At 65.3% G+C, this 19,397-nt stretch carries 21 protein-coding genes; 10 read left to right on the top strand and 11 right to left on the bottom strand.

The genetic code is table 11. The annotated features are described in order from the left end of the window. Positions 1–120: 120 nt before the first annotated feature. The 3 genes from H8B03_RS08085 to pyrC form a co-directional block, all read right to left on the bottom strand. Positions 121–1,620, bottom strand: a complete 1,500-nt coding sequence (locus H8B03_RS08085) for a replicative DNA helicase (protein ID WP_193141202.1) — start codon at positions 1,618–1,620, stop codon at positions 121–123. Positions 1,621–1,929: 309 nt separating this feature from the next. Beyond that, a complete protein-coding gene (locus tag H8B03_RS08080) occupies positions 1,930–2,604 on the bottom strand; it encodes an orotate phosphoribosyltransferase (protein WP_193141201.1) in 675 nt (224 codons plus the stop codon). Between the two features lie 119 nt (positions 2,605–2,723). After that, entirely contained in the window at positions 2,724–3,767 is a 1,044-nt protein-coding gene (gene pyrC, locus H8B03_RS08075; RefSeq protein WP_193141200.1) for a dihydroorotase, read from the bottom strand. 421 nt (positions 3,768–4,188) lie between these two features. Between pyrC and H8B03_RS08070 the strand changes: the two genes are divergently transcribed. The 4 genes from H8B03_RS08070 to H8B03_RS08055 all read left to right on the top strand — a co-directional run bounded on the left by H8B03_RS08070 (position 4,189) and on the right by H8B03_RS08055 (position 6,801). After that, entirely contained in the window at positions 4,189–4,824 is a 636-nt protein-coding gene (locus tag H8B03_RS08070) for a hypothetical protein (protein ID WP_193141199.1), read from the top strand. A 111-nt stretch (positions 4,825–4,935) separates the two neighbouring features. Beyond that, complete coding sequence (locus tag H8B03_RS08065) at positions 4,936–5,292, top strand: hypothetical protein (RefSeq protein ID WP_226925770.1); 357 nt, start codon at positions 4,936–4,938, stop codon at positions 5,290–5,292. A gap of 244 nt (positions 5,293–5,536) precedes the next feature. Further along, the gene (locus H8B03_RS08060; RefSeq protein ID WP_193141198.1) at positions 5,537–5,746 is read left to right on the top strand and encodes a hypothetical protein; all 210 of its coding nucleotides are present in this window, start codon (positions 5,537–5,539) and stop codon (positions 5,744–5,746) included. Between the two features lie 131 nt (positions 5,747–5,877). After that, the gene (locus H8B03_RS08055) at positions 5,878–6,801 is read left to right on the top strand and encodes a LysR substrate-binding domain-containing protein (RefSeq protein WP_193141197.1); all 924 of its coding nucleotides are present in this window, start codon (positions 5,878–5,880) and stop codon (positions 6,799–6,801) included. Positions 6,802–6,867: 66 nt separating this feature from the next. Here the strand turns inward: H8B03_RS08055 and H8B03_RS08050 are convergent, their stop codons facing one another. Then, the gene (locus H8B03_RS08050) at positions 6,868–7,416 is read right to left on the bottom strand and encodes a peroxiredoxin (RefSeq protein WP_193141196.1); all 549 of its coding nucleotides are present in this window, start codon (positions 7,414–7,416) and stop codon (positions 6,868–6,870) included. Between the two features lie 184 nt (positions 7,417–7,600). On the opposite strand from H8B03_RS08050, the gene lipA reads away from it, so the two are divergent. Further along, the gene (gene lipA / locus H8B03_RS08045) at positions 7,601–8,551 is read left to right on the top strand and encodes a lipoyl synthase (protein ID WP_193141195.1); all 951 of its coding nucleotides are present in this window, start codon (positions 7,601–7,603) and stop codon (positions 8,549–8,551) included. 76 nt (positions 8,552–8,627) lie between these two features. On the opposite strand, the gene H8B03_RS08040 is transcribed toward lipA, so the two are convergent. The 4 genes from H8B03_RS08040 to hpt form a co-directional block, all read right to left on the bottom strand. Then, positions 8,628–9,074 (bottom strand): cytochrome c, encoded by a 447-nt coding sequence (locus H8B03_RS08040; RefSeq protein WP_193141194.1) that lies wholly within the window; start codon positions 9,072–9,074, stop codon positions 8,628–8,630. Positions 9,075–9,104: 30 nt separating this feature from the next. Next, positions 9,105–10,001 carry a cytochrome c gene (locus tag H8B03_RS08035; RefSeq protein ID WP_193141193.1) on the bottom strand — a complete coding sequence of 299 codons (897 nt, stop codon included), beginning with the start codon at positions 9,999–10,001 and terminating at the stop codon, positions 9,105–9,107. Positions 10,002–10,083: 82 nt separating this feature from the next. Beyond that, positions 10,084–10,260 (bottom strand): hypothetical protein, encoded by a 177-nt coding sequence (locus tag H8B03_RS08030; RefSeq protein ID WP_226925769.1) that lies wholly within the window; start codon positions 10,258–10,260, stop codon positions 10,084–10,086. Between the two features lie 17 nt (positions 10,261–10,277). Continuing rightward, the gene (gene hpt, locus H8B03_RS08025) at positions 10,278–10,817 is read right to left on the bottom strand and encodes a hypoxanthine phosphoribosyltransferase (protein WP_193141192.1); all 540 of its coding nucleotides are present in this window, start codon (positions 10,815–10,817) and stop codon (positions 10,278–10,280) included. A gap of 71 nt (positions 10,818–10,888) precedes the next feature. On the opposite strand from hpt, the gene H8B03_RS08020 reads away from it, so the two are divergent. Continuing rightward, on the top strand, positions 10,889–11,347 hold the full coding sequence (locus tag H8B03_RS08020; RefSeq protein ID WP_193141191.1) for a type II toxin-antitoxin system RatA family toxin: 459 nt from the start codon (positions 10,889–10,891) through the stop codon (positions 11,345–11,347). On the opposite strand, the gene H8B03_RS08015 is transcribed toward H8B03_RS08020, so the two are convergent. From H8B03_RS08015 to H8B03_RS08005, 3 genes are read right to left on the bottom strand one after another with little or no spacing between them, the layout of a single operon-like run. Then, positions 11,336–11,806: a CinA family protein gene (locus H8B03_RS08015; RefSeq protein ID WP_193141190.1), complete on the bottom strand. Its 471-nt coding sequence runs from the start codon at positions 11,804–11,806 to the stop codon at positions 11,336–11,338. The two genes, H8B03_RS08020 and H8B03_RS08015, sit on opposite strands and share 12 nt — an antisense overlap. After that, complete coding sequence (locus H8B03_RS08010) at positions 11,803–12,303, bottom strand: phosphatidylglycerophosphatase A (protein WP_193141189.1); 501 nt, start codon at positions 12,301–12,303, stop codon at positions 11,803–11,805. Before H8B03_RS08010 ends, H8B03_RS08015 begins: the two co-directional genes overlap by 4 nt. Further along, positions 12,300–13,451 (bottom strand): bifunctional 2-C-methyl-D-erythritol 4-phosphate cytidylyltransferase/2-C-methyl-D-erythritol 2,4-cyclodiphosphate synthase, encoded by a 1,152-nt coding sequence (locus H8B03_RS08005; RefSeq protein ID WP_193141188.1) that lies wholly within the window; start codon positions 13,449–13,451, stop codon positions 12,300–12,302. The genes H8B03_RS08010 and H8B03_RS08005 overlap by 4 nt, the downstream gene beginning before the upstream one ends. Before the next feature lie 242 nt (positions 13,452–13,693). Here H8B03_RS08005 and dusB point away from each other — a divergent pair, with 242 nt between their 5' ends. The 4 genes from dusB (at position 13,694) to H8B03_RS07985 (ending at position 19,395) form a co-directional block, all read left to right on the top strand. Next, the gene (dusB, locus tag H8B03_RS08000; protein ID WP_394355453.1) at positions 13,694–14,623 is read left to right on the top strand and encodes a tRNA dihydrouridine synthase DusB; all 930 of its coding nucleotides are present in this window, start codon (positions 13,694–13,696) and stop codon (positions 14,621–14,623) included. Then, positions 14,620–15,705: a nitrogen regulation protein NR(II) gene (locus tag H8B03_RS07995; protein WP_193141186.1), complete on the top strand. Its 1,086-nt coding sequence runs from the start codon at positions 14,620–14,622 to the stop codon at positions 15,703–15,705. Before dusB ends, H8B03_RS07995 begins: the two co-directional genes overlap by 4 nt. Then, entirely contained in the window at positions 15,705–17,072 is a 1,368-nt protein-coding gene (locus H8B03_RS07990) for a response regulator (protein ID WP_193141185.1), read from the top strand. Before H8B03_RS07995 ends, H8B03_RS07990 begins: the two co-directional genes overlap by 1 nt. A gap of 79 nt (positions 17,073–17,151) precedes the next feature. Then, entirely contained in the window at positions 17,152–19,395 is a 2,244-nt protein-coding gene (locus H8B03_RS07985; RefSeq protein ID WP_193141184.1) for a PAS domain-containing sensor histidine kinase, read from the top strand. Positions 19,396–19,397: the final 2 nt, after the last annotated feature.

Raw genomic sequence — 19,397 nt, 5'->3', positions numbered from 1 at the left:
GGAAGAAAGGCTCAAGACGCGCCATTTGCACGTCAGTCAGCCAGAAAAGATCAGACATGTTCACCGCTCGTTTTTGAGCCGTGAATCACGCCAGCAAACGGAAATCAATGGGTCCTGACCCTAAAACCCTTCACCACCCCCCTGCTGCCACGGCTTCACCAAATTCCCGAACCGCGTAAACCGGCCCTCGAAGCTCAGGTCCACCGAGCCGATCGGCCCGTGCCGCTGCTTGCCGATGATGACCTCGGCCTTGCCGTGCATCTTCTCCATGTCGTCCTGCCATTTGGCCATGGCTTCCAGATTGTCGTCGGCGGGCTTTTCGCGTTCTTTGTAATATTCGCCCCGGTAGACGAACATCACCACGTCGGCGTCCTGTTCGATGGAGCCGGATTCGCGCAGGTCCGACAGTTGCGGGCGCTTGTCGTCGCGGTTCTCCACCTGGCGCGACAGTTGCGACAGGGCGACGACGGGGATGTCCAGCTCCTTGGCGATGGCCTTCAGGCCCTGGGTGATCTCGGACACCTCGTTGACGCGGCTGTCCTTGGCGGTGGCCGGGCGCACCAGTTGCAGGTAGTCGACGAACAGCGCGTCCAGCCCATGGGTGCGTTTCAGGCGGCGGGCGCGGGCGGCCAGCTGGCTGATCGGCAGGGCCGGGGTGTCGTCGATGAACAGCGGGCAGGATTCCAGCGTCTTGGCGGCCTCGACAAAGCGGCGGAACTCGGCCTCGGTCATGTCGCCGCGGCGGATCTGTTCGGAGGGCACTTCCGAGGCCTCCGACAATACCCGCGCGGCCAGCTGTTCGGCCGACATCTCCAGCGAGTAGAAGCCGACGACGCCGCCATTGACCGCGCCCTCGGTGCCGTCCGGCGTGATGCCCTTCTGGTAGGCCTTGGCGATGTTGAAGGCGATGTTGGTGGCCAGCGAGGTCTTGCCCATCGACGGCCGCCCGGCCAGGATCAGCAGGTCCGACCGGTGCAGCCCGCCCAGCTTCTTGTCCAGATCGTCCAGCCCGGTCGCCAGTCCCGCCAGCCCGCCGTCGCGCATATAGGCGGCATTGGCCACATTCACCGCATCGGTGACCGCCGACAGGAACGAGGTGAAGCCGCGGTCGGTCTGGCCCTTTTCGCCCAGCTTGTAAAGCGCCTGTTCGGCGGCAACGATCTGGTCCTTGGGGCCGGTGTCCACATCGACCTTGCTGGCCTGCGTGGCGATGTTGCGGCCCAGTTCGATCAGCTCGCGCCGGATCGCCAGGTCATAGATCAGCTCGGCGTAATCCTTGGCGGCGAAGGTGGAGATCGCCGCCCCCGCCAGACGGACAAGGTACTGCGGCCCGCCCAGCTCCTTCAGCCCTTCCTCGTCCTCAAGGAAGGTGGCCAGTGTCACCGGGGTGACCAGCGCATTCTTGGCGATCCGCGCGGCGGCGGCCTCATAGATCTTGCGATGCACAGGGTCGAAGAAATGCTCGGGCTTCAGAACCGAAGCGATGCGGTCGTAGATCTGATCGTTGGTCAGCAACGCGCCCAGCAGTTGCTGCTCGGCCTCGATACTGTGGGGCAGTGTGCCTTCGGCCTCCGCCTGCTCGCGCGGAACCACTGCCCCCAGCCCTGCCAAATCGTTCATGCCTGTGCCTCCGGGCCGTCTTTTTCTGGGTTGCTCGGGGGATACGCGCTCCCCCGAGTCGGTGCAATTGGATAACCCTGTGGAAATCTTGTGCAGATCCTGTGGGGTGCTGTGGACTTACCCGATCTTGCGGTGCGGGCGGCTTGTCTGTCAATATATGGGTGGGTGGCCGGGGTCATCGCCCAACCGGCAGCGCATACGACGCCCAAACCGGCATGACCGTGCAACGAAACCAGCCGTCGCGCCACGCGCCGCAGGCCCGCGCCTGACCGGCTTCAACTTCAAGGTGCAACTGCCCCGAGACGGGCGTCAGCCGCGCGCTGCTTGCCAGGCCCGCGGATCGTCGAGGAACGACTCGACTTCGGACAGCGTTTCGGCATCGAAGGCCTGCGCCGCCTTGGCCTCGGCCAGAACATCATGCCAGGTGCACAGATGATGCAGCGCGATGCCATGGTCGCCGAGGGTCTTTTCTGTCTCCGGAAAGATCCCGTAGTAGAAGATGACCGCCGTATGCCCGCATTCCGCCCCGGTCTCACGGATCGCATCCACGAAACTCAGCTTCGAGCCGCCATCGGTGGTCAGATCCTCGACCAGCAATACCCGCTGGCCCTCGGTCATCGCGCCCTCGATCCGCGCGTTGCGCCCGTAGCCCTTGGGCTTCTTGCGCACATAGGTCATCGGCAAGGCCAGACGTTCCGCCACCATGGCCGCGAAAGGAATGCCCGCGGTCTCGCCGCCCGCGATGTTGTCGAACGCTTCAAACCCGGCCTCGCGCAGCACCGTCACCGACAGGAAGTCCATCAGCGTCGACCGGATCCGCGGATAGCTGATCAGCTTGCGGCAGTCGATATAGGTGGGCGAGGGCAGGCCAGAGGCCAGCGTGAAGGGCTCCGCCGCGTTGAAATGCACCGCCTTGATTTCCAACAGCATGCGCGCGGTCAAACGCGCGATCTCGGCCTTGTCGGGATAGGAGGATGGGATCATGTTTGAAGGTCTTTCCTATTTCTTCTTGGCGCAAATACTCAAATTTCCGGCCCAGCCACAATCGAAACGCCTGAGGCCGGGGGATAGGCATGAGTATTTCTTTCCAAGAAGAAGCCTCATCAGTCCTGAACCCGCCAGTGCAGCGGGAATCCGGGGTCGAATACGGTGACGGGCCCCTCGCCGGTGTCGATCCGGGCCGGGTAGGTGACAGGGTCGCCTTTCACCAGGGTCACGGTGGTCTCGTTCACCGGCAGCTTGTAGAAGGCGGGCCCGTGGCGCGATGTGAAGCCTTCGAGCTTGTCGAGGGCGCCTTCACGCTCGAACACTTCCGCAAGGCAACTCAGCGTGTTGGTGGCGGTGAAACAGCCAGCGCAGCCGCAGGCGCTTTCCTTGTTGGCGTCCGTGTGCGGGGCGCTGTCGGTGCCAAGGAAGAAGCGCGGGTTGCCCGAGGTGGCCGCGGCGACCAGGGCGCTGCGATGGGTGGCGCGTTTTGCCACCGGCAGGCAGTAATAGTGCGGCTTGATCCCACCGACGAGGATGTGATTGCGGTCGATGATCAGGTGATGGGTGGTGATGGTGGCGCCCATCTGGCCCTCGGGCTGTTCCTTGACGTAGTCGACGCCGTCTTTCGTGGTGATGTGTTCCATCACCACGCGCAGGTTGGGGATGCGGCGGCGCAGCGGGTCAAGCACCGTGTCGACGAACACCGCCTCGCGGTCAAAGATGTCGACGTCCGGATCGGTGACCTCGCCGTGCACACAAAGCGGCAGGCCCAGCACTGCCATGGTTTCCAGCACCCGCGTGACCTTGTCGAAATCCTTCACGCCAGAGGCCGAATTGGTGGTGGCGCCTGCCGGGTAAAGCTTCACCGCCGAGATCAGGCCGATTTCAGCGGCGGCACGCACGGATTTTGCCTCGGTCTCTTCGGTGAGATACAGCGTCATCAGCGGCTGGAACTTGTTGTTCAGCGGCTTGGCGGCCAGGATCCTGTCGCGATAGGCGGCGGCATCGGCCGGGGTCACCACCGGTGGCACCAGGTTGGGCATGATGATGGCGCGCCCGAAATGGCGGGCGGTTTCGGGCAGCACCGCGCGCAACATGTCGCCGTCGCGCAGGTGCAGATGCCAGTCGTCGGGCTGGCGGATGGTCAGGCTTTGGGTCATGGGCGTCGCATAGCGAAAATCGCGGCGGGGTGCCAGAGCCTGTGACGCGGGGCACCTTGTGGATTCGCCGCGCATCGTCGTCCGTCCGATTGTGCTATTGCAGCATTTCGGAAATCTCCAGCGGCGGGAAAACGCGCAAAACACCGCAATATTGTCACGGTATGGCCGAAATCCGGGATCAAACCGGCAAATGCCCCGCATTTTCGCTATGCTGCAGTTGCACAATGTGCAAGAGTGCTCACATGCGGAGAGAAGGTTTTTCCGCGGGGCGTCGCCATTGCGCGCAACGCGGCGACTTCGTGGAGTTGCTAGGTTTCTGGGTCACCCCCACCCGTGCCGGACCGTTGTGGTTTTCCCGGCAGCAGACAAAGCCAAGGCGAGGCCGGAGGTTTTCGGCCGTCGCAGAGATGGAGAAAGTGAAATGATGTTGACGCCGCTCGATATCTGGCGCCAGAGCATGGAATTCTGGTTTCGGAGTACCACGACGCAGGTCGAGATGACCCGTCGGATGATGGCGATGTTCCCGTCGTGGAACATCATTGCGGTCGATGGTTCGGTTGTGGCCAATGCGCCCAAACCCGCGCCGGCGCCCAAACCCGCTGCGCCGAAGGCCGAAAAGCCGTCCCTGAAGGCCGTGCCCGATGCCGTGAAGCCGGCGCCGCGCCGCAAGGTGACGCCGAAGCCCGCCCCGGCACAGGATGCCAAGCCGCTGGAAACCGTTGTGGCCAAGCCGCTCGAAACCGTTGTGGCCCAGACGGTTGCTCCGGTCGAAGCCGAAGCCCCCGTGCAGCCGAAACCGAAGCCGGCCCCGCGTCGCAAGGCAGCGCCCAAGGCCGCACCGGCCCCTGCTGCGGCTCCGGCCCCGGCGCCCGCCGCGAAAACGACCAAGGCCCCTGAAGCGGCCGAGGTTCCGGCCAAACCGGCCCCGCGCAAGCGTGCCGCGGCCAAGCCGGCGACCGTCAAGCCCGATGCACCGGATGCGACCTCGCGCCGTCGCCGGACCCCGGCCAAGCCGCAGGTTCCGGACGCGCTGAAGCCGACCGACAGCCAGAGCTGATCTGGATTTGACCGTGCGGCCTGCCAGTCGCGCGGTCCTCGGCCTGCCGGTCCGGCGGGCCGCCCCACCCGCGGGCAACCCGGGATCATGTAGAACAAGAAAGCAGGCGCCATGATGGCTTCCGATCCCGCCGCAACAATGCCCGAAACCAATGTCGACGCCGGTTGGCTGTACGATGTGACCCATACCGGCACCAGTCTGGCCGCGATGGCCTCGGAAGCGCAAACGGTGATCGCAATGCGCACCCTGGGCATGCTGGGGTTCTGGCCGATGGGGTTGGGCGAAAATACCCAGATGATCATGGAAAAGCCTGCCGCGATGGTGCAGGCGGCGGATGAGGCGATGCGCGCCACGCTGCAGGGGCTGCGCCCCGACCAGGTGCTTGGTGCCGCGCTGGAGCCGATCCGGGCCTGCACCCAGGACAATGCCCACCGGTTGACCCGGCTCGACATCTGGGATCGCAACTGACCCGAGATTGCATCCGCCCATGGGCGGGACCGGGGAGATCGCTGACCAGGGCGGATGCCCGGACAGGATAGGCGCACGGCTTTGCCGTTGCGCCTTTTTGCTGTGCTGCGCGCAGGATGGCACCAACAGCCATGCAAAACGCACAGGGCTGGCTTGCGCAACTGAGTGTTGCTGCGGGACTTGGCTGGGGATACCACTCGGCCCCGGGAAGAATACGATGGTATACCATGCAGGAGTTTGCCCAATGGCCCAGTCCCTGGCCGCTTCGAACCCCGGTTTCCTTTCCAGTCCGCTTCAGGCGGTTGCCGAGATGTTCGACAAGGTGACCTGGTCGGATGAGTTTCGGCAGCGGGTGGCGGCATTGGATGCGCTTTCCGACCGGCAGCTGGCACGCAAGGGCCTGCGGCGGAGCGAAATCTCGCGCCACGTTCTGCGGGACATGTCCCTGAGCTGAGCGCAACGGCTGATCGGCATCCGCAGCACCCAGAACCCGGCCCTTGTGCGGGGTCACCGTTTTCCGCACATGGATCCGCGCGCCGCATAGGCGAAACTTGCGCCAGTGGGGTGAATCCATAGGGTAGGCCTATGACGGTCACCCTGCGCCAATTGCGATACTTCAAGGCTCTGGTCGAGGCCGGACATTTCGGCATCGCGGCCGAGCGGATGCACGTCAGCCAGCCGGCGCTGTCGGTCCAGATCAAGGAGCTGGAGCTGACCCTTGGCGGGCGGCTGGTGGAGCGTCTGCCCCGCGAAATCCGGCTGACCCCGCGCGGACGGGCGGTTCTGGCGCGGGCCGAACGGATCCTGATGGAAGTGACGGAACTGGAAAGTGCGGCGCGCCGTGACGGGCCGGATGCGGTGATCCGGCTGGGGGTGATTCCCACCGTGGCGCCCTATCTGCTGCCGGCGGTGTTCGAGGATCTGGCGGCGCAGGGGCAGCTGCGGTTGCAGGTGCGCGAAGCGCAGACCGCGACCCTGACGGCTGAACTGCTGGACGGGCGGCTGGATGCACTGCTGATGGCGCAGCCCGACCGGGATGCCCGGTTGGTTGCGCAACCGCTGGTCGAAGACCGCTTCCTGCTGGCGGGCACGGTGCCGCGTCTGGCGCGGGTTGCGGCCCGGATGGAGCATCTGCGGCCCGCGCTATTGGATCCCGACGATCTGTTGTTGCTGGATGAAGGCCATTGCCTGGCCGATCAGGCGCTGGAGGTCTGTGCGCTGGATCGCAACGCCCTGCGGGTCGATCTGGGGGCGGCCTCTCTGGCGACGCTGTGCCGTCTGGTGGCGGCCGACCACGGGCTGACCCTGTTGCCGGAACTGGCGCTGGCCAGCGAATGCGCAGCCTCGCCCGAAATCGCCTTGCGCCGGTTCGAGACACCACAGCCGTTCCGGGTTCTGGCGCTGGTGCGCCGGTCAGGTGCGGCAGAGGAGCCCTGGGTGCAGGATCTGGCCGATCTGCTGACGCGTGCCGGACGGCGGGTGCAGACGGCTGCCGCGCAGCAGGCATAACCGGCCCGCCGAAACGCAAAAGCGGGCCCCGAAAGGCCCGCTCCGAATCTGCGACTGTGGCTGCGATCAGGCAGCAGCAGTGGCGTTGGCTTCGCGCAGATAGTCCAGCACGGTTTCCGGCGAGGACACGCCATAGGGATCTTCGCCGTGGTTGTCGGCCAGGCCGGGCTCTTCGAACCAGGCTTCGACGGTGCCGTCGTTGACGATGGCGGCATAGCGCCAGGACCGGGCACCGAAGCCGACGTTGTCCTTGGCGACCAGCATGCCCATCTTGCGGGTGAACTCGGCCGAACCGTCGGGGATCACCTTGACGTACTTCAGGCCCTGGCCCTCGGCCCATTTGTTCATGACGAAGCTGTCGTTGACCGACAGGCAGTAGATCGCGTCGATGCCTTCGGCCTTGAAATCGTCAAAGCCGTTTTCGAAGCCCGGCAGCTGGTAGGTCGAGCAGGTCGGTGTGAAGGCACCGGGCAGGGCGAACAGGACCACGCGCTTGCCGGCGAAAAAGTCGGAAGTGGTCTTGTCCTGCCAGCGGAAGGGGTTCGGACCTTCGATGCTGTCATCGCGGACGCGGGTGTGAAAGGTCACTTCGGGAAGTTTGAGGCCAGCTTTCATGGGGACTATCCTGTATCAGACGCTAACATTTGCCGCGCTGCGGCATGACTCTGATTTAGAAATGTTCTAAACCAGTTACAAGGCCGAAGCGGGGATTTTTGCCAGGGCATGGCGGCTATGCGTTTTAGACGCGGGACAAGTCAGCATGTCTGGCCTATATATGCGGCACTGGAGGAGGAACGTGATGCGTGATCTGAACATCCCCGAACAGCGCCACCCCGAAAAGGCGCATCGGCCCGACAATGCCCAGCCGCGCAAGCCAAGCTGGATTCGCGTCAAGGCGCCGATGTCGGACGGGTACAAGAAGACCCATCAGATCATGCGCGAGCACAAGCTCACCACCGTCTGCGAAGAAGCAGGCTGCCCCAATGCCGGTGAATGCTGGAGCCAGGGCCACGCCACCATGATGATCATGGGCGAGATCTGCACACGCGGCTGCACATTCTGCAACGTGGCCACGGGCCGTCCGGATGCGCTGGATGCGTTTGAGCCGGGCCGGGTGGCCGATGCGGTCAAGAAGCTGGGCCTGAACCATGTGGTCATCACCTCGGTGGACCGTGACGATCTGGAAGACGGCGGGGCCGAGCATTTCGCCCAGACCATCCGCGCGGTGCGGCACCGGGCGCCCGACACCACGATCGAGATTCTGACGCCGGATTTCCTGAAATGCTCGGACGACGTGCTGGAGGTCGTGGTTGCGGCCAAGCCGGACGTGTTCAACCACAATCTGGAAACCGTGCCGGGCCTGTACCCGGAAGTGCGCCCCGGGGCGCGCTATTTCCACTCGTTGCGGCTGTTGCAGCGGGTCAAGGAACTGGATCCGACGATGTTCACCAAGTCGGGCATCATGGTCGGTCTGGGCGAGGACAAGCAGTCCGTGCATCAGGTGATGGACGACATGCGCGCCGCCGACATCGATTTCCTGACCATCGGCCAATACCTGCAGCCGACGCTCAAGCATCACGTGGTGGATCGCTTCGTGACGCCCGATGAATTCAAGGCCTACGAGAAAGCCGCCTATGGCAAGGGCTTCCTGATGGTCTCGGCGACGCCGCTGACGCGGTCGTCCTATCATGCGGGCGACGATTTCGCCCGGCTGCGCGACGCCCGCCTGGCCAAGCTGGCCAAGGGCTGACCGCACACAGCTTCATGCATGAAAAAGGGGCCCGCGGGCCCCTTTGTTGTCTCTGGTTGGCGCTAAAGCCGAAGGCTCACTTCTGGGCGCGATAGTCCTTGTGGCACGCCTTGCAGGTGCCGCCGATGGCACCCAGCGCCGGTCCAAGGGTCTCGGGCGAGGTGATCTGCGAGGCCGCGTTTTCCGCTGCCACGCGCAGCGCATCCGCTTTCTCGGAGAAACCGGCATAGTTCTGCCAGATTGCCGGCAGGGCTTCCGAGGTCGCGCTGGTTTCTTCCGCCTCGAACAGGGCCGGCACCTCGGCCGCGGTCTGGGAAATGGTGGCGGCAGCCGCCTGTGCCTTTTCCGCGTCGAAGGGCGTTTCGCCCTTGGCCATGTCGCCCAACACCTTGGTGTTGCCGCCGATGGTCTTCATGGCTTCCATGCGCGCCTTGATGATCGGGTTGGTTTCCTCGGCATGGGACAGGGCCATGGTGCCAAGCGTGAGTGGCACGACGAGGGCAAGACTGGTCAGGAATTTCATTGGGGGGTCTCCTAGGCTTGGGTGAAAAGGTCAGGGGGCAGAGGCCACCGGCGGCAGGGCCCCCAGATAGGCGGCAATCGCGGCGCGATCCTCGGGTGTCAGTTTCGCCATGTTGCTGACCACATGGGCCATATGGCCGCCGACACTGTCGAAATCGGGTGTGAAGCCGGTTTCAAGGTAATAGGCCACGTCGGTGGCGGACCAATCCAGCGCGGCCGGGGTGATGTTGGGCACCTTGCCCTTGCCCGAGGGGTCCGGCGCGCCACCCATCCAGCGGTCGATGTCCATGCCGCCCAACGCCGTGCGCGGGGTATGGCATTCGCCGCAATGGGCCAGCGCCTCGACCAGATAGCGCCCGCGCGCCAGTTGCGGATCGTCACCCACCGGCAGCACCCAGTGGTCGGACAGATACAGCAGGTTCCAGCCAAACATCGCGCGGCGGATGTTGAACGGAAAGCCCACCTGGTGCGGCTGGCTGGGCACATCGGACGCGGGCAGGGTGTCCAGATGGGCCTTCAGGTTGGCGATGTCCTGAAGCGCCATGTGGGAGTAGGCGGTATAGGGAAAGGCCGGATAGTAATGCTCCCCCTCGGGGCTGACACCGCGGGTCAGGGCGCCCGCCAGATCGGCCAGGTCCCAGCCGCCGATGCCGTGATCGGGGTCGGACGAGATGTTGGGGGCAATGAATGTGCCGAAATCAGAGGGAAACTTCTGGCCCCCGGACAGCACCAGTTGCGCCTCGCCCTCGGCTCCCGGCGCCATGTGGCACGAGGCACAACCGGCGGCGGTGAAGATGGTTTGTCCGGCCACCGGATCGCCGGTCAGCCCGGCGACGGCGCTTTCGGGCAGGGGACGCCCTGCAGAAACGACCCACCCCAATCCGGCCAGAGCACACAGGACAATCAGACCAAGAAATAGACGCGACATGCAGGCTCCGGCACAATGAAATGCAGTGTTTACGAAATCCTTGCACATTGATTGGCCGCTGTCCTGCCCCTTGGTCACCGCCTCACAGGGGTGTGATCGGGGCTCCGCGCCGCCCGACGCCCCGGTCCGGGGTCAACCAGTCGGGCCAGCCGTACAGGTGTTCCCACAGCACGAACGCAGCGCAGAGCGCGAGGATCAGCAGCAGGATCCGGAATTGCGCCCAGCTTGGCGGCCGCCGCACCAGGTTGGACATCCGCATGAGCCATTCCGGCGGGATCATTCGGTAAAGCGCACCTTGCCGATATAGGGCAGGTTGCGGTTGCGCTGGGCGTAGTCGATGCCATAGCCGACGACGAATTCATCCGGAATCTGGAAGCCGGTCCAGTCGGCCTGTACATCGACCTCGCGGCGCGAGGGTTTGTCCAGCAGCACGATCGAGCGCAGCGAGGCCGGCTTGCGCTGCTTCAGCAGGCCAACGACGTGCGACATGGTATGGCCAGTGTCGATGATATCCTCGACCAGCAGCACGTCCCGGCCCTCGATGCCGCTGCGCAGATCCTTCAGGATGCGGACCTCGCGGCTGGAGATGGTGGAGTCGCCGTAAGAGGAGGCCTCGATGAAATCGACCTCGATATCCAGGTCCAGCTCGCGCACCAGGTCGGCGATGAAGACGAACGAGCCGCGTAACATTCCCACCACGACCAGCTTGTCGACACCGGCATATTGAGTCTCGATCTGGCGGGCCAGATCTTCGATCCGGGCGGCAATGGCCTTGGCCGAGATCATCGGATCGATTACATAGCTGCGGTCTGACATATCGTCCCCTTGATTTCACGGGGCAACTTTACGATACGGGCGCCCAATGTCTTGCCGTCAAAAGGACACAGATGCCCCGTCACGCCGAAAAACGCCATATGCCCTATAGCGCGGACCAGATGTATGCGCTGGTTGCCGATGTGGCCGCCTACCCGGAATTCCTGCCGTGGTGTGCTGCGGCCCGCATCCGGTCGCGCACGCCCAAGGGCGACTCGCTGGTGATGGAGGCGGATCTGGTGATCTCGTTCAAGGTGTTCCGCGAACGCTTTGGCAGCCGTGTCACCCTGTGGGACGAGGCGCGCAAGATCGACACCGAATACCTGGACGGCCCGTTCAAGTTCCTGAAATCGCATTGGGTGTTCGAACCGGCCGAGGATGGCGGCTGCGACGTCGATTTCTTCGTGGATTTCGAATTCAAGAACCGGGTGTTGCAGAAGGTGATCGGCGTGGTGTTCCACGAGGCCATGCAGCGCATCGTGCGCGCCTTCGAGGACCGCGCCAAGGCGCTGTACGGCGCGTCAGGCGTCTAGGGCAGCTTCCAGCAAGTCCAGCGCCCGCGCCACGGTGGCGGCGCGCACCTGCGTTCGGCCAATGGCGCCGAAGTCCTGTGTTTCGATCCGGGTGGGCTGGCCGGTCATGGCGAGGCCAAAGCAGACCCGGCCCTCGGGCTTGTGTTCCGACCCGCCCGGCCCGGCGATTCCTGTGACCGAGACCGCCAGTTGCGCGTCCGACCGGGCCAGCGCGCCCTCGGCCATTTCGCGCGCCACCTGTTCCGACACCGCGCCATGGGCGTCCAGCGTGTCGGCCCGCACCCCCAGCATCGCCTGTTTGGCCGCGTTGGAATAGGTGACGAAGCCGCGATCCACCACGTCGGACGATCCCGCGACCTCGGTCAGCGCGCCCGCGATCAGCCCGCCGGTGCAGCTTTCGGCGGTGGCAATCAGCAGCCCACGGGCGCGGGCCTTGTCCAGAATGCGCGCGACGGTCACTGGCCCATCAACCCGTGCGAGACCCCGGCGGCCAGCGCCACCACCACGGCGGCCATGACGCCCGCGATCAGGTCGTCCAGCATCACGCCCCAGGGGGTGTTCTTGCGGTCGGCCCAGCCCACCGGGCCGGGTTTCCAGATGTCGAACAGGCGGAACATCACGAAGGCCCCGATCCAGCCCGGATAGGGAAAGATCCACGGATCCACGCCCGCGTGCCACAGGCCCGCCGACAGGGGCCAAAGCGCGATCCAGATCCCGGCAGTCTCATCAATCACCCATTCGGACGCATCATGCGCCCCGGTCAGCGCCTCTTCCTGCGCGATGGCCCAGGTGCCGACGGCAATGACGATCAGCGTGGCCAGGACGAGGCCCGGAAAGCCGGTCAGCCCGTGAATGACCCAAGCCAGCGGGATCGAGGCGACGGTGCCCCAGGTGCCGGGTGCCGGGCGGATCAGCCCGACGCCGCCAAGGGTGCAGATGGCACGGGTCAGTCTCATGCCTGCACCAGTGCGGCTGTTGCGATGGCGGCGATGCCTTCGCCCCGTCCGGTGAACCCCAGCCGTTCCGAGGTGGTGGCCTTGACGCTGATGCGCCCGGCCTCCAGCCCCATGATCTTGGCCAGCCGCGCCTGCATGGCGGCGGCGTGGGGCCCGATCTTGGGCATTTCGCAGACCAGCGTGCAATCGACATTGGTGATGGCAAAGCCCCGGCTGGCGGCCAGATCGACCGCGTGTTTCAGGAAGATGTCGCTGGGCGCGCCCTTCCACTGCGGATCCGAGGGCGGAAAGTGGCGGCCAATGTCACCTTCGGCCAGCGCGCCATAGATGGCGTCGGTGATGGCGTGCATGCCAACATCGGCATCCGAATGGCCCAGAAGCGCCTGGTCGTGGGGCACGGTGATGCCGCACAGCACAACGCCGTTGCCTTCGCAGAACTTGTGAACGTCGTAGCCATTGCCGAGGCGGATATCCATCTGCGCTCCTTCGCGTTCGCCCAGCAGACGTTCGGCGCGGGCGAAGTCCTGGGGCAGGGTGATCTTGATGTTGTTCTCATCCCCGGCGGTGATGGCCACGTCAAGCCCGTGGGCGCGGGCGACCTCTACATCGTCGGCGGCACCGCCGGGGTGGGCGGCATGGGCGGCGCGGATGGCTGACAGGTGAAAGCCCTGCGGGGTTTGCGCCCGGAACAGGCCTGTGCGGTCCTGGGTGCCGGTGACCTGCCCGTCGGCACCGCGCCACAGTGCATCGGTGACCGGAAGGGCCGGGGCCGCGCCGGGATGGGTCGCCAATGCGGCCAGCACGCCGTTGATCACCGCGCGGTTGACCAGCGGTCGCGCGGCATCATGGATCAGCACGCGGTCGCAACTGTCGGGTGCCGCCGCCAGCCCGGCCTGCACCGAGGCATCGCGGCTGGCCCCGCCGTGCACCACGCTCAGCGGCAGGTCCGGGTGGGGCAGGGCCGCGAACAGATCGGCGTCCTCGGGGTGGATCACCACCACCAGCGCCGAAATCTGCGGATGCCGCGCCAGCGCCCGCAGGGTATGCGCCAGCACCGGTTCCCCGCGCAGGGGCTGGTATTGCTTGGGCAGTGCGCCTCCGGCGCGGGTGCCGCGCCCGGCAGCAACGATGACAGCAGCGGCGGTCATGAGATCCTCCGATCAGTTGCCGATTGTTTAGGACTTGCACCCGTGAGAGACAATCCATGCCCGACAGCCGGGATTATCGCCTAAAAAATATGCACAACCGGGCTGAGGCGTCTTAAGTTCGCCCGTCCACTTTGCTATTGCGCAGGGGGCACGTACAGAAAAGAGACATTCGCGTAAGGATTGAGCAGTTGTCCATTCTTTTGGCACATCAGGAAATCGCACCCAACGTGGTGCTGGCACCGATGGCGGGGATCACCGATCTGCCGTTCCGTCGGCTTGTGTCCCGTTTCGGCGCCGGTCTGGTGGTGTCGGAAATGGTCGCCAGCCAGGAAATGGTGCAGGCCAAGCCCGGCGTGCGTGAGCGCGCCGAACTGGGCTTTGGCGAGACCCGCAGCGCCGTGCAACTGGCCGGGCGCGATCCCTATTGGATCGCCGAGGCCGCGCGCATGGTCGAGGCCAATGGCGCCCGCATCATCGACATCAACATGGGTTGCCCGGCGAAGAAAGTGGTGGGCGGCCTGTCGGGCTCGGCCCTGATGCGCGATCTGGATCTGGCGCTGCGTCTGGTCGAGGCGGTGGTGGCCGCCGTGTCGGTGCCGGTGACGCTGAAAACCCGGCTGGGCTGGGATCACGACTGCCTGAATGCGGCAGAGCTGGGATCCCGCGCCGCCGATGCCGGGGTGCAGATGCTGACCGTTCATGGGCGCACCCGCTGCCAGTTCTACAGGGGGCGGGCCGATTGGGCAGCGATTGCCCCGGTGGTCGATGCGCTGGACATCCCGGTGCTGGCCAATGGCGACATTTGCAACGGTGCGGATGCTCGGGCGGCACTGGCGGCCTCGGGCGCGGCCGGGGTGATGGTCGGACGCGGGGCGCAAGGCCGGCCCTGGGCGCTGGCCGAAATCGCCGCCGATCTGCACGGCCAGCCCGCGCCGGAGATTCCCCAAGGGAGAGATTTCGTGGACATGGTCGAGGACCACCACAAGGACATGCTGCGTTTCTACGGCCCAAGCCTGGGCTTGCGCGTCGCGCGCAAGCATCTGGGCTGGTTCATGGACACCGCCAACACGCCCGCGCCCTTGCGGCGCGAAGTTCTGACCGCCACCGCCCCGGCGCAGGTTCATGTCCTGCTGCCCCTGGCGCTGGATGCCCATGCAGAGATGGCCGCATGACCGAGACCTGGGGAGACACCCTTTGGGCCTCGCTGCCGGTGCCGGCGGTGCTGGTCGATGCCGAGGACAAGATCCTCGACATGACGCCGGCGGCGGAATCCTTCCTGAACACTTCGGTCAAATCGGTGCGCGGCTCTCCGGTCTGGGACAAGGTGATGGTCGATGCGCCGCTGGAGGATGCCTTCGCGCGGGTGCGTTCGGACAGGGCGGGCCTGTATATCAACGACGTGGATGTGGGCAGTGGCAACCGCGCCCCGGCGCAATGCAACCTGCAGATCGGGCCGGTGATGCGCGATCCGGGGCTGGTTCTGGTGCTGTTCGAGCCGCGCCAGATCGCCGAGCGCATGGATCGCGCCAATTCGATGAAATCGGCGGCGAAATCGGCCATCGGCATGGCCGAGATGCTGGCCCACGAGATCAAGAACCCGCTGGCGGGCATCACCGGGGCGGCGCAGCTTCTGGCGATGGGGCTGCGCGGCGAGGATCTGGAACTGACCGATCTGATCGTGGGCGAGGCCCGGCGCATCACCAAGCTGCTGGACCAGGTCGAGCAATTCGGCAACCTGCGCCCGCCGGAACGCAAATCGGTGAACCTGCACGATCTGCTGGATCGCGCCCGCAAGTCCGCCGCCCTTGGCGTCGCGGCGCGGATGCGGATCGTCGAGGACTACGATCCCTCGCTGCCCAACACCCATGTGGACGGTGACCAGATGTTGCAGGTGTTCCAGAATCTGATGAAGAACGCCGCCGAAGCTTCGGATCCGCGGAATGGCGGCACCATCACCCTGCGCACCTTCTATGACATGGCGCTGCGCGTGCGCCGCAGCGATGGCAGCCACGCGCGGCTGCCCCTGCAGGTCGAGATCATCGACGACGGACCCGGCATTCCCGCCGATATCGTCGACGACATCTTCGATCCCTTTGTATCGGGTCGCGAAAACGGCACCGGGTTGGGGCTGGCCCTGGTGTCGAAGATCGTCTCGGATCATGACGGCTGGGTTGGCGTGGAAAGCACGCCGGGCCGCACCGTGTTCCGCATTTCCCTGCCTGTCGCCCCCAAAGAAGAGACGGAGACGCCCTGATGGATGGCACGATCCTGGTGGCCGATGACGATCGCACGATCCGCACGGTCCTGACCCAAGCCCTGACCCGCGCCGGCTGCAAGGTGCATGCGACCTCCTCGCTGATGACGCTGATGCGCTGGGTCGAAGAGGGCAAGGGCGACCTTGTGATCTCGGACGTCATCATGCCCGATGGCAACGGTCTGGAGACCCTGCCGAAGATCAGCGAGGCGCGGCCGGGCCTGCCGGTGATCGTGATCTCGGCGCAGAACACGATCATGACGGCGATCCAGGCGGCCGAGGCCGAAGCCTTCGACTATCTGCCCAAGCCCTTTGACCTGCCCGACCTGATGCGACGCGCCGGGCGCGCGCTGGAGGTCAAGCGCCGCGCCCCGGTGCAGCGCGATCCGGTGGACGAGGACGCCGACGAACTGCCGCTGGTGGGCCGCACCCCGGCCATGCAATCGCTGTACCGGCTGGTGGCGCGGGTGATGAACACCGAACTGTCGGTGATGATCTCGGGCGAAAGCGGCACCGGCAAATCGCTGATCGCGCGCGCCATCCATGACTTCAGCGATCGGCGGGCGATGCCCTTCGTGGTGGCCTCGGCGGCGGATCTGGTTGGGGTCGATGGCCCGGCCAGCCTGATGGCGCGGGCGCGCGGCGGCTCGATCCTGTTCGACGAGGTCGGCGATTTCGACCTTGAGGCGCAGGCCAGGGTCGTGCGGATGCTGGACGGTTTCGGCGATCCGTCGCCGCGGATCATGGCCACCTCGCAAGAGGATCTGAGCGGGCGCATCGACGACGGTGGCTTCCGGCAGGATCTGTATTACCGGCTGAGCGGCGTGACGGTGCAGGTGCCCGCGCTGCGCGAACGGGTCGATGACATTCCGCTTCTGGCCGATCATTTCCTGGCCCGCGCCGAGCGGGACGGCGCCCCGGCCCGTCGGTTCGACGACACCGCGATGGAGATGATCCGCGCCTATTCCTGGCCCGGCAACGTGCGGCAGTTGGAAAATACCGTGCGCCGCCTTGTGGTGACCAGCCCGGAAGATCAGATCTCGAAGGCCGATGTGGAACACGTGCTGGGCAACCAGCCGGCGATGGAGCCGATAGGCGGGCGGGCTGCCGATACCGACAAGCTGTCGGCCTCGGTCGGGGCGCATCTGAAACGCTATTTCGATCTGCATGGCGGCGTGCTGCCACCGCCGGGTCTGTATCAGCGTATCCTGCGCGAGGTTGAAATGCCGCTGATCGAGATCGCGCTGGATGCCACCGGCGGAAACCAGGCAAAATGCGCCGATCTGCTGGGGATCAACCGAAATACGTTGCGCAAGAAGATCACCGACCTTGATATCCGCGTGACACGCCGGCGAAAATTGATGTAAGCGTGCAACAGGGCGTTGCAGCCCTGCCGCAGGTATGACATCCGCGGCAACGCGACGATCAATCTGTTCGAGGTCCGGCATGCGTGCAGACCTGGGTCGGTCGACCTGGCTCATGCTCAACGAATTCAGTCGCCGCCGACGGGTGCGAACCGGGGCCACCTTTGCCATGGTGATCCTCGGGCCGACCCTGGCCGTGGCGACCTTCCTTGTGCTCGGGCCTCTGGCGCTGGGATCGTCAAGCGGCGGCCTGCGCTTCGTGCTGCTGCTGGACTTCGTCTATATCCTGACCCTTGCCGCACTGGTGCTGTACCGCATCGCCGGGATGATCGCGGCACGACGGGCGCATTCCGCCGGATCGCGGCTGCACCTGCGCCTGACCGGGGTGTTCACGCTGGTGGCGCTGATCCCCACGGTTCTGGTGGCGGTCTTCGCCGGGCTGACGGTGAACATGGGGCTTGAGGGCTGGTTTTCAGAACGGGTGCAATCGGTGATCGGCGCCTCGCTGGACGCCGCCGAAGCCTATCAGGAAGAACAGCGCCGCGACCTGAAGACCGATGCCAGCGCACTGGCGGAACTGCTGAACGCCCAGCAGCAGCGGGTGTTCGTGGTCTCGGACGGAGAGTTCCGGCAGGTGCTGGCGCAGGGGCAGGCGCAGATCCAGCGCGGACTGAAAGAGGCCTATGTGATCGACGGACAGGCCGAGATCCGGGCCCGTGGCGAACGTTCCTACCTGTTTGGCTATGATGCGCCGGAACAGGGGCTGCTGACCACGTCGCGCACCGATGGCGTGCAGGTGATCGAGGATTGGGATGCCAACGAGTTTCGGGCGCTGGTCCATCTGGACGCGTTCGTGGATCGCTATCTGCTGGTGTCGCGTCAGGTCGATGGCGACTTGCTGAATCTGCTGGATGATACCCAGCAGACCGCGCAACTGTACCAGCAACTTGAGCGCGATCGTGGCCGGATGCTGTTCGAGTTCTCGCTGCTGTACCTTGGCTTTGCCGTCATGCTGATGCTGGCGGCGGTCTGGCTGGGGCTGTGGTTCGCCGAACGGCTGTCGCGCCCGGTGGGCCGTCTGGCCGGGGCCGCGCAGCAGGTCGGCGAGGGCAATCTTGAAGTGCGGGTGCGCGAAGAGAAGGGCGATGACGAGATCGCCGTCCTGGGCCGCGTGTTCAACCAGATGACCCGCCAGTTGAAACGTCAGCGCCAGACCCTGCTGGATACCAATGCCAAGAACGAACAACGCCGCCGCCTGTTCGATTCGGTGCTGTCCTCGGTCTCGGCCGGGGTCATGGGGCTGGATGCGGATGGCCGCATCGACTTCATCAACCGGTCCGGGGCGCGGCTGATCTTCATGGAGGACGAACCGGTATCCGGGCGCGCCATGGCCGAGGTCGTGCCCGAATTCCTGCCGCTTCTTGAAACCCTGCGCCACGGGCGCGAGGATTTCGCCCAGCAGGAGGTCAAGCTGCGGCGCGGCGGGGTGCAGGACATTTTGCTGGTGCGCATGGGAATGCGGTTTGGCAACGACCGCGTGATCGAGGGCTTCGTGGTGGCCTTTGATGATGTCACCGATCTGGTCTCGGCGCAGCGGATGGCGGCCTGGGGCGACGTGGCCCGCCGCATCGCCCATGAGATCAAGAACCCGCTGACCCCGATCCAGCTGTCGGCCGAGCGCATCAACCGCAAGTTCGGCCGCGCGCTGGAGGCCGAAGATGCCGAGAAACTGGGGCAGCTCACGGATGTGATCGTGCGCCAGACCGGCGACCTGCGCCGCATCGTCGACGAATTCTCGAAATTCGCGCGGATGCCCGTGCCGGAACCCGAACGCGAAAACCTGACCAAACTGGTGAAAGACGCCGTGCTGTTGCAATCCACGGGCCAGCCCGAGGTGCAGATGACCAGCGACATGCCGTCCGAACCGGCGCTGGCCGATCTCGACGCCACGCTGATTTCGCGGGCACTGGTCAATGTGCTGAAGAACGCCTGCGAGGCGGCCTTGGCGTGCAAGGATCGTCCCGAGGACGAAGGGGCACAGGTGCGGGTGTCGCTGGAAATCCTCGACCACCAGTTGCGCCTGACGGTCGAAGACAACGGTGCGGGCTTCCCGCCGGACCGGGCCAAGCTGTTCGAACCCTATGTGACCAACCGCGAAGGCGGCACCGGGCTGGGCCTGCCGATCGTCAAGAAGATCGTGGACGACCACGGCGGACGGGTGCGGCTGGAAGATGCCGACCCCTTCGGCCCCAGCGCGCACCGGGGGGCCTGCGTCGTCGTGACCCTGCCGCGCGCGGGCGATGAACTGCAGGACGCGGCGCAATGATG

Source organism: Meridianimarinicoccus sp. MJW13, assembly GCF_014901205.1.
Classification (GTDB): Bacteria; Pseudomonadota; Alphaproteobacteria; order Rhodobacterales; family Rhodobacteraceae; genus Meridianimarinicoccus.
The sequence above is the reverse complement of the archived record's forward strand: the minus strand, read 5'-3'. Positions and strand labels throughout refer to the sequence as shown.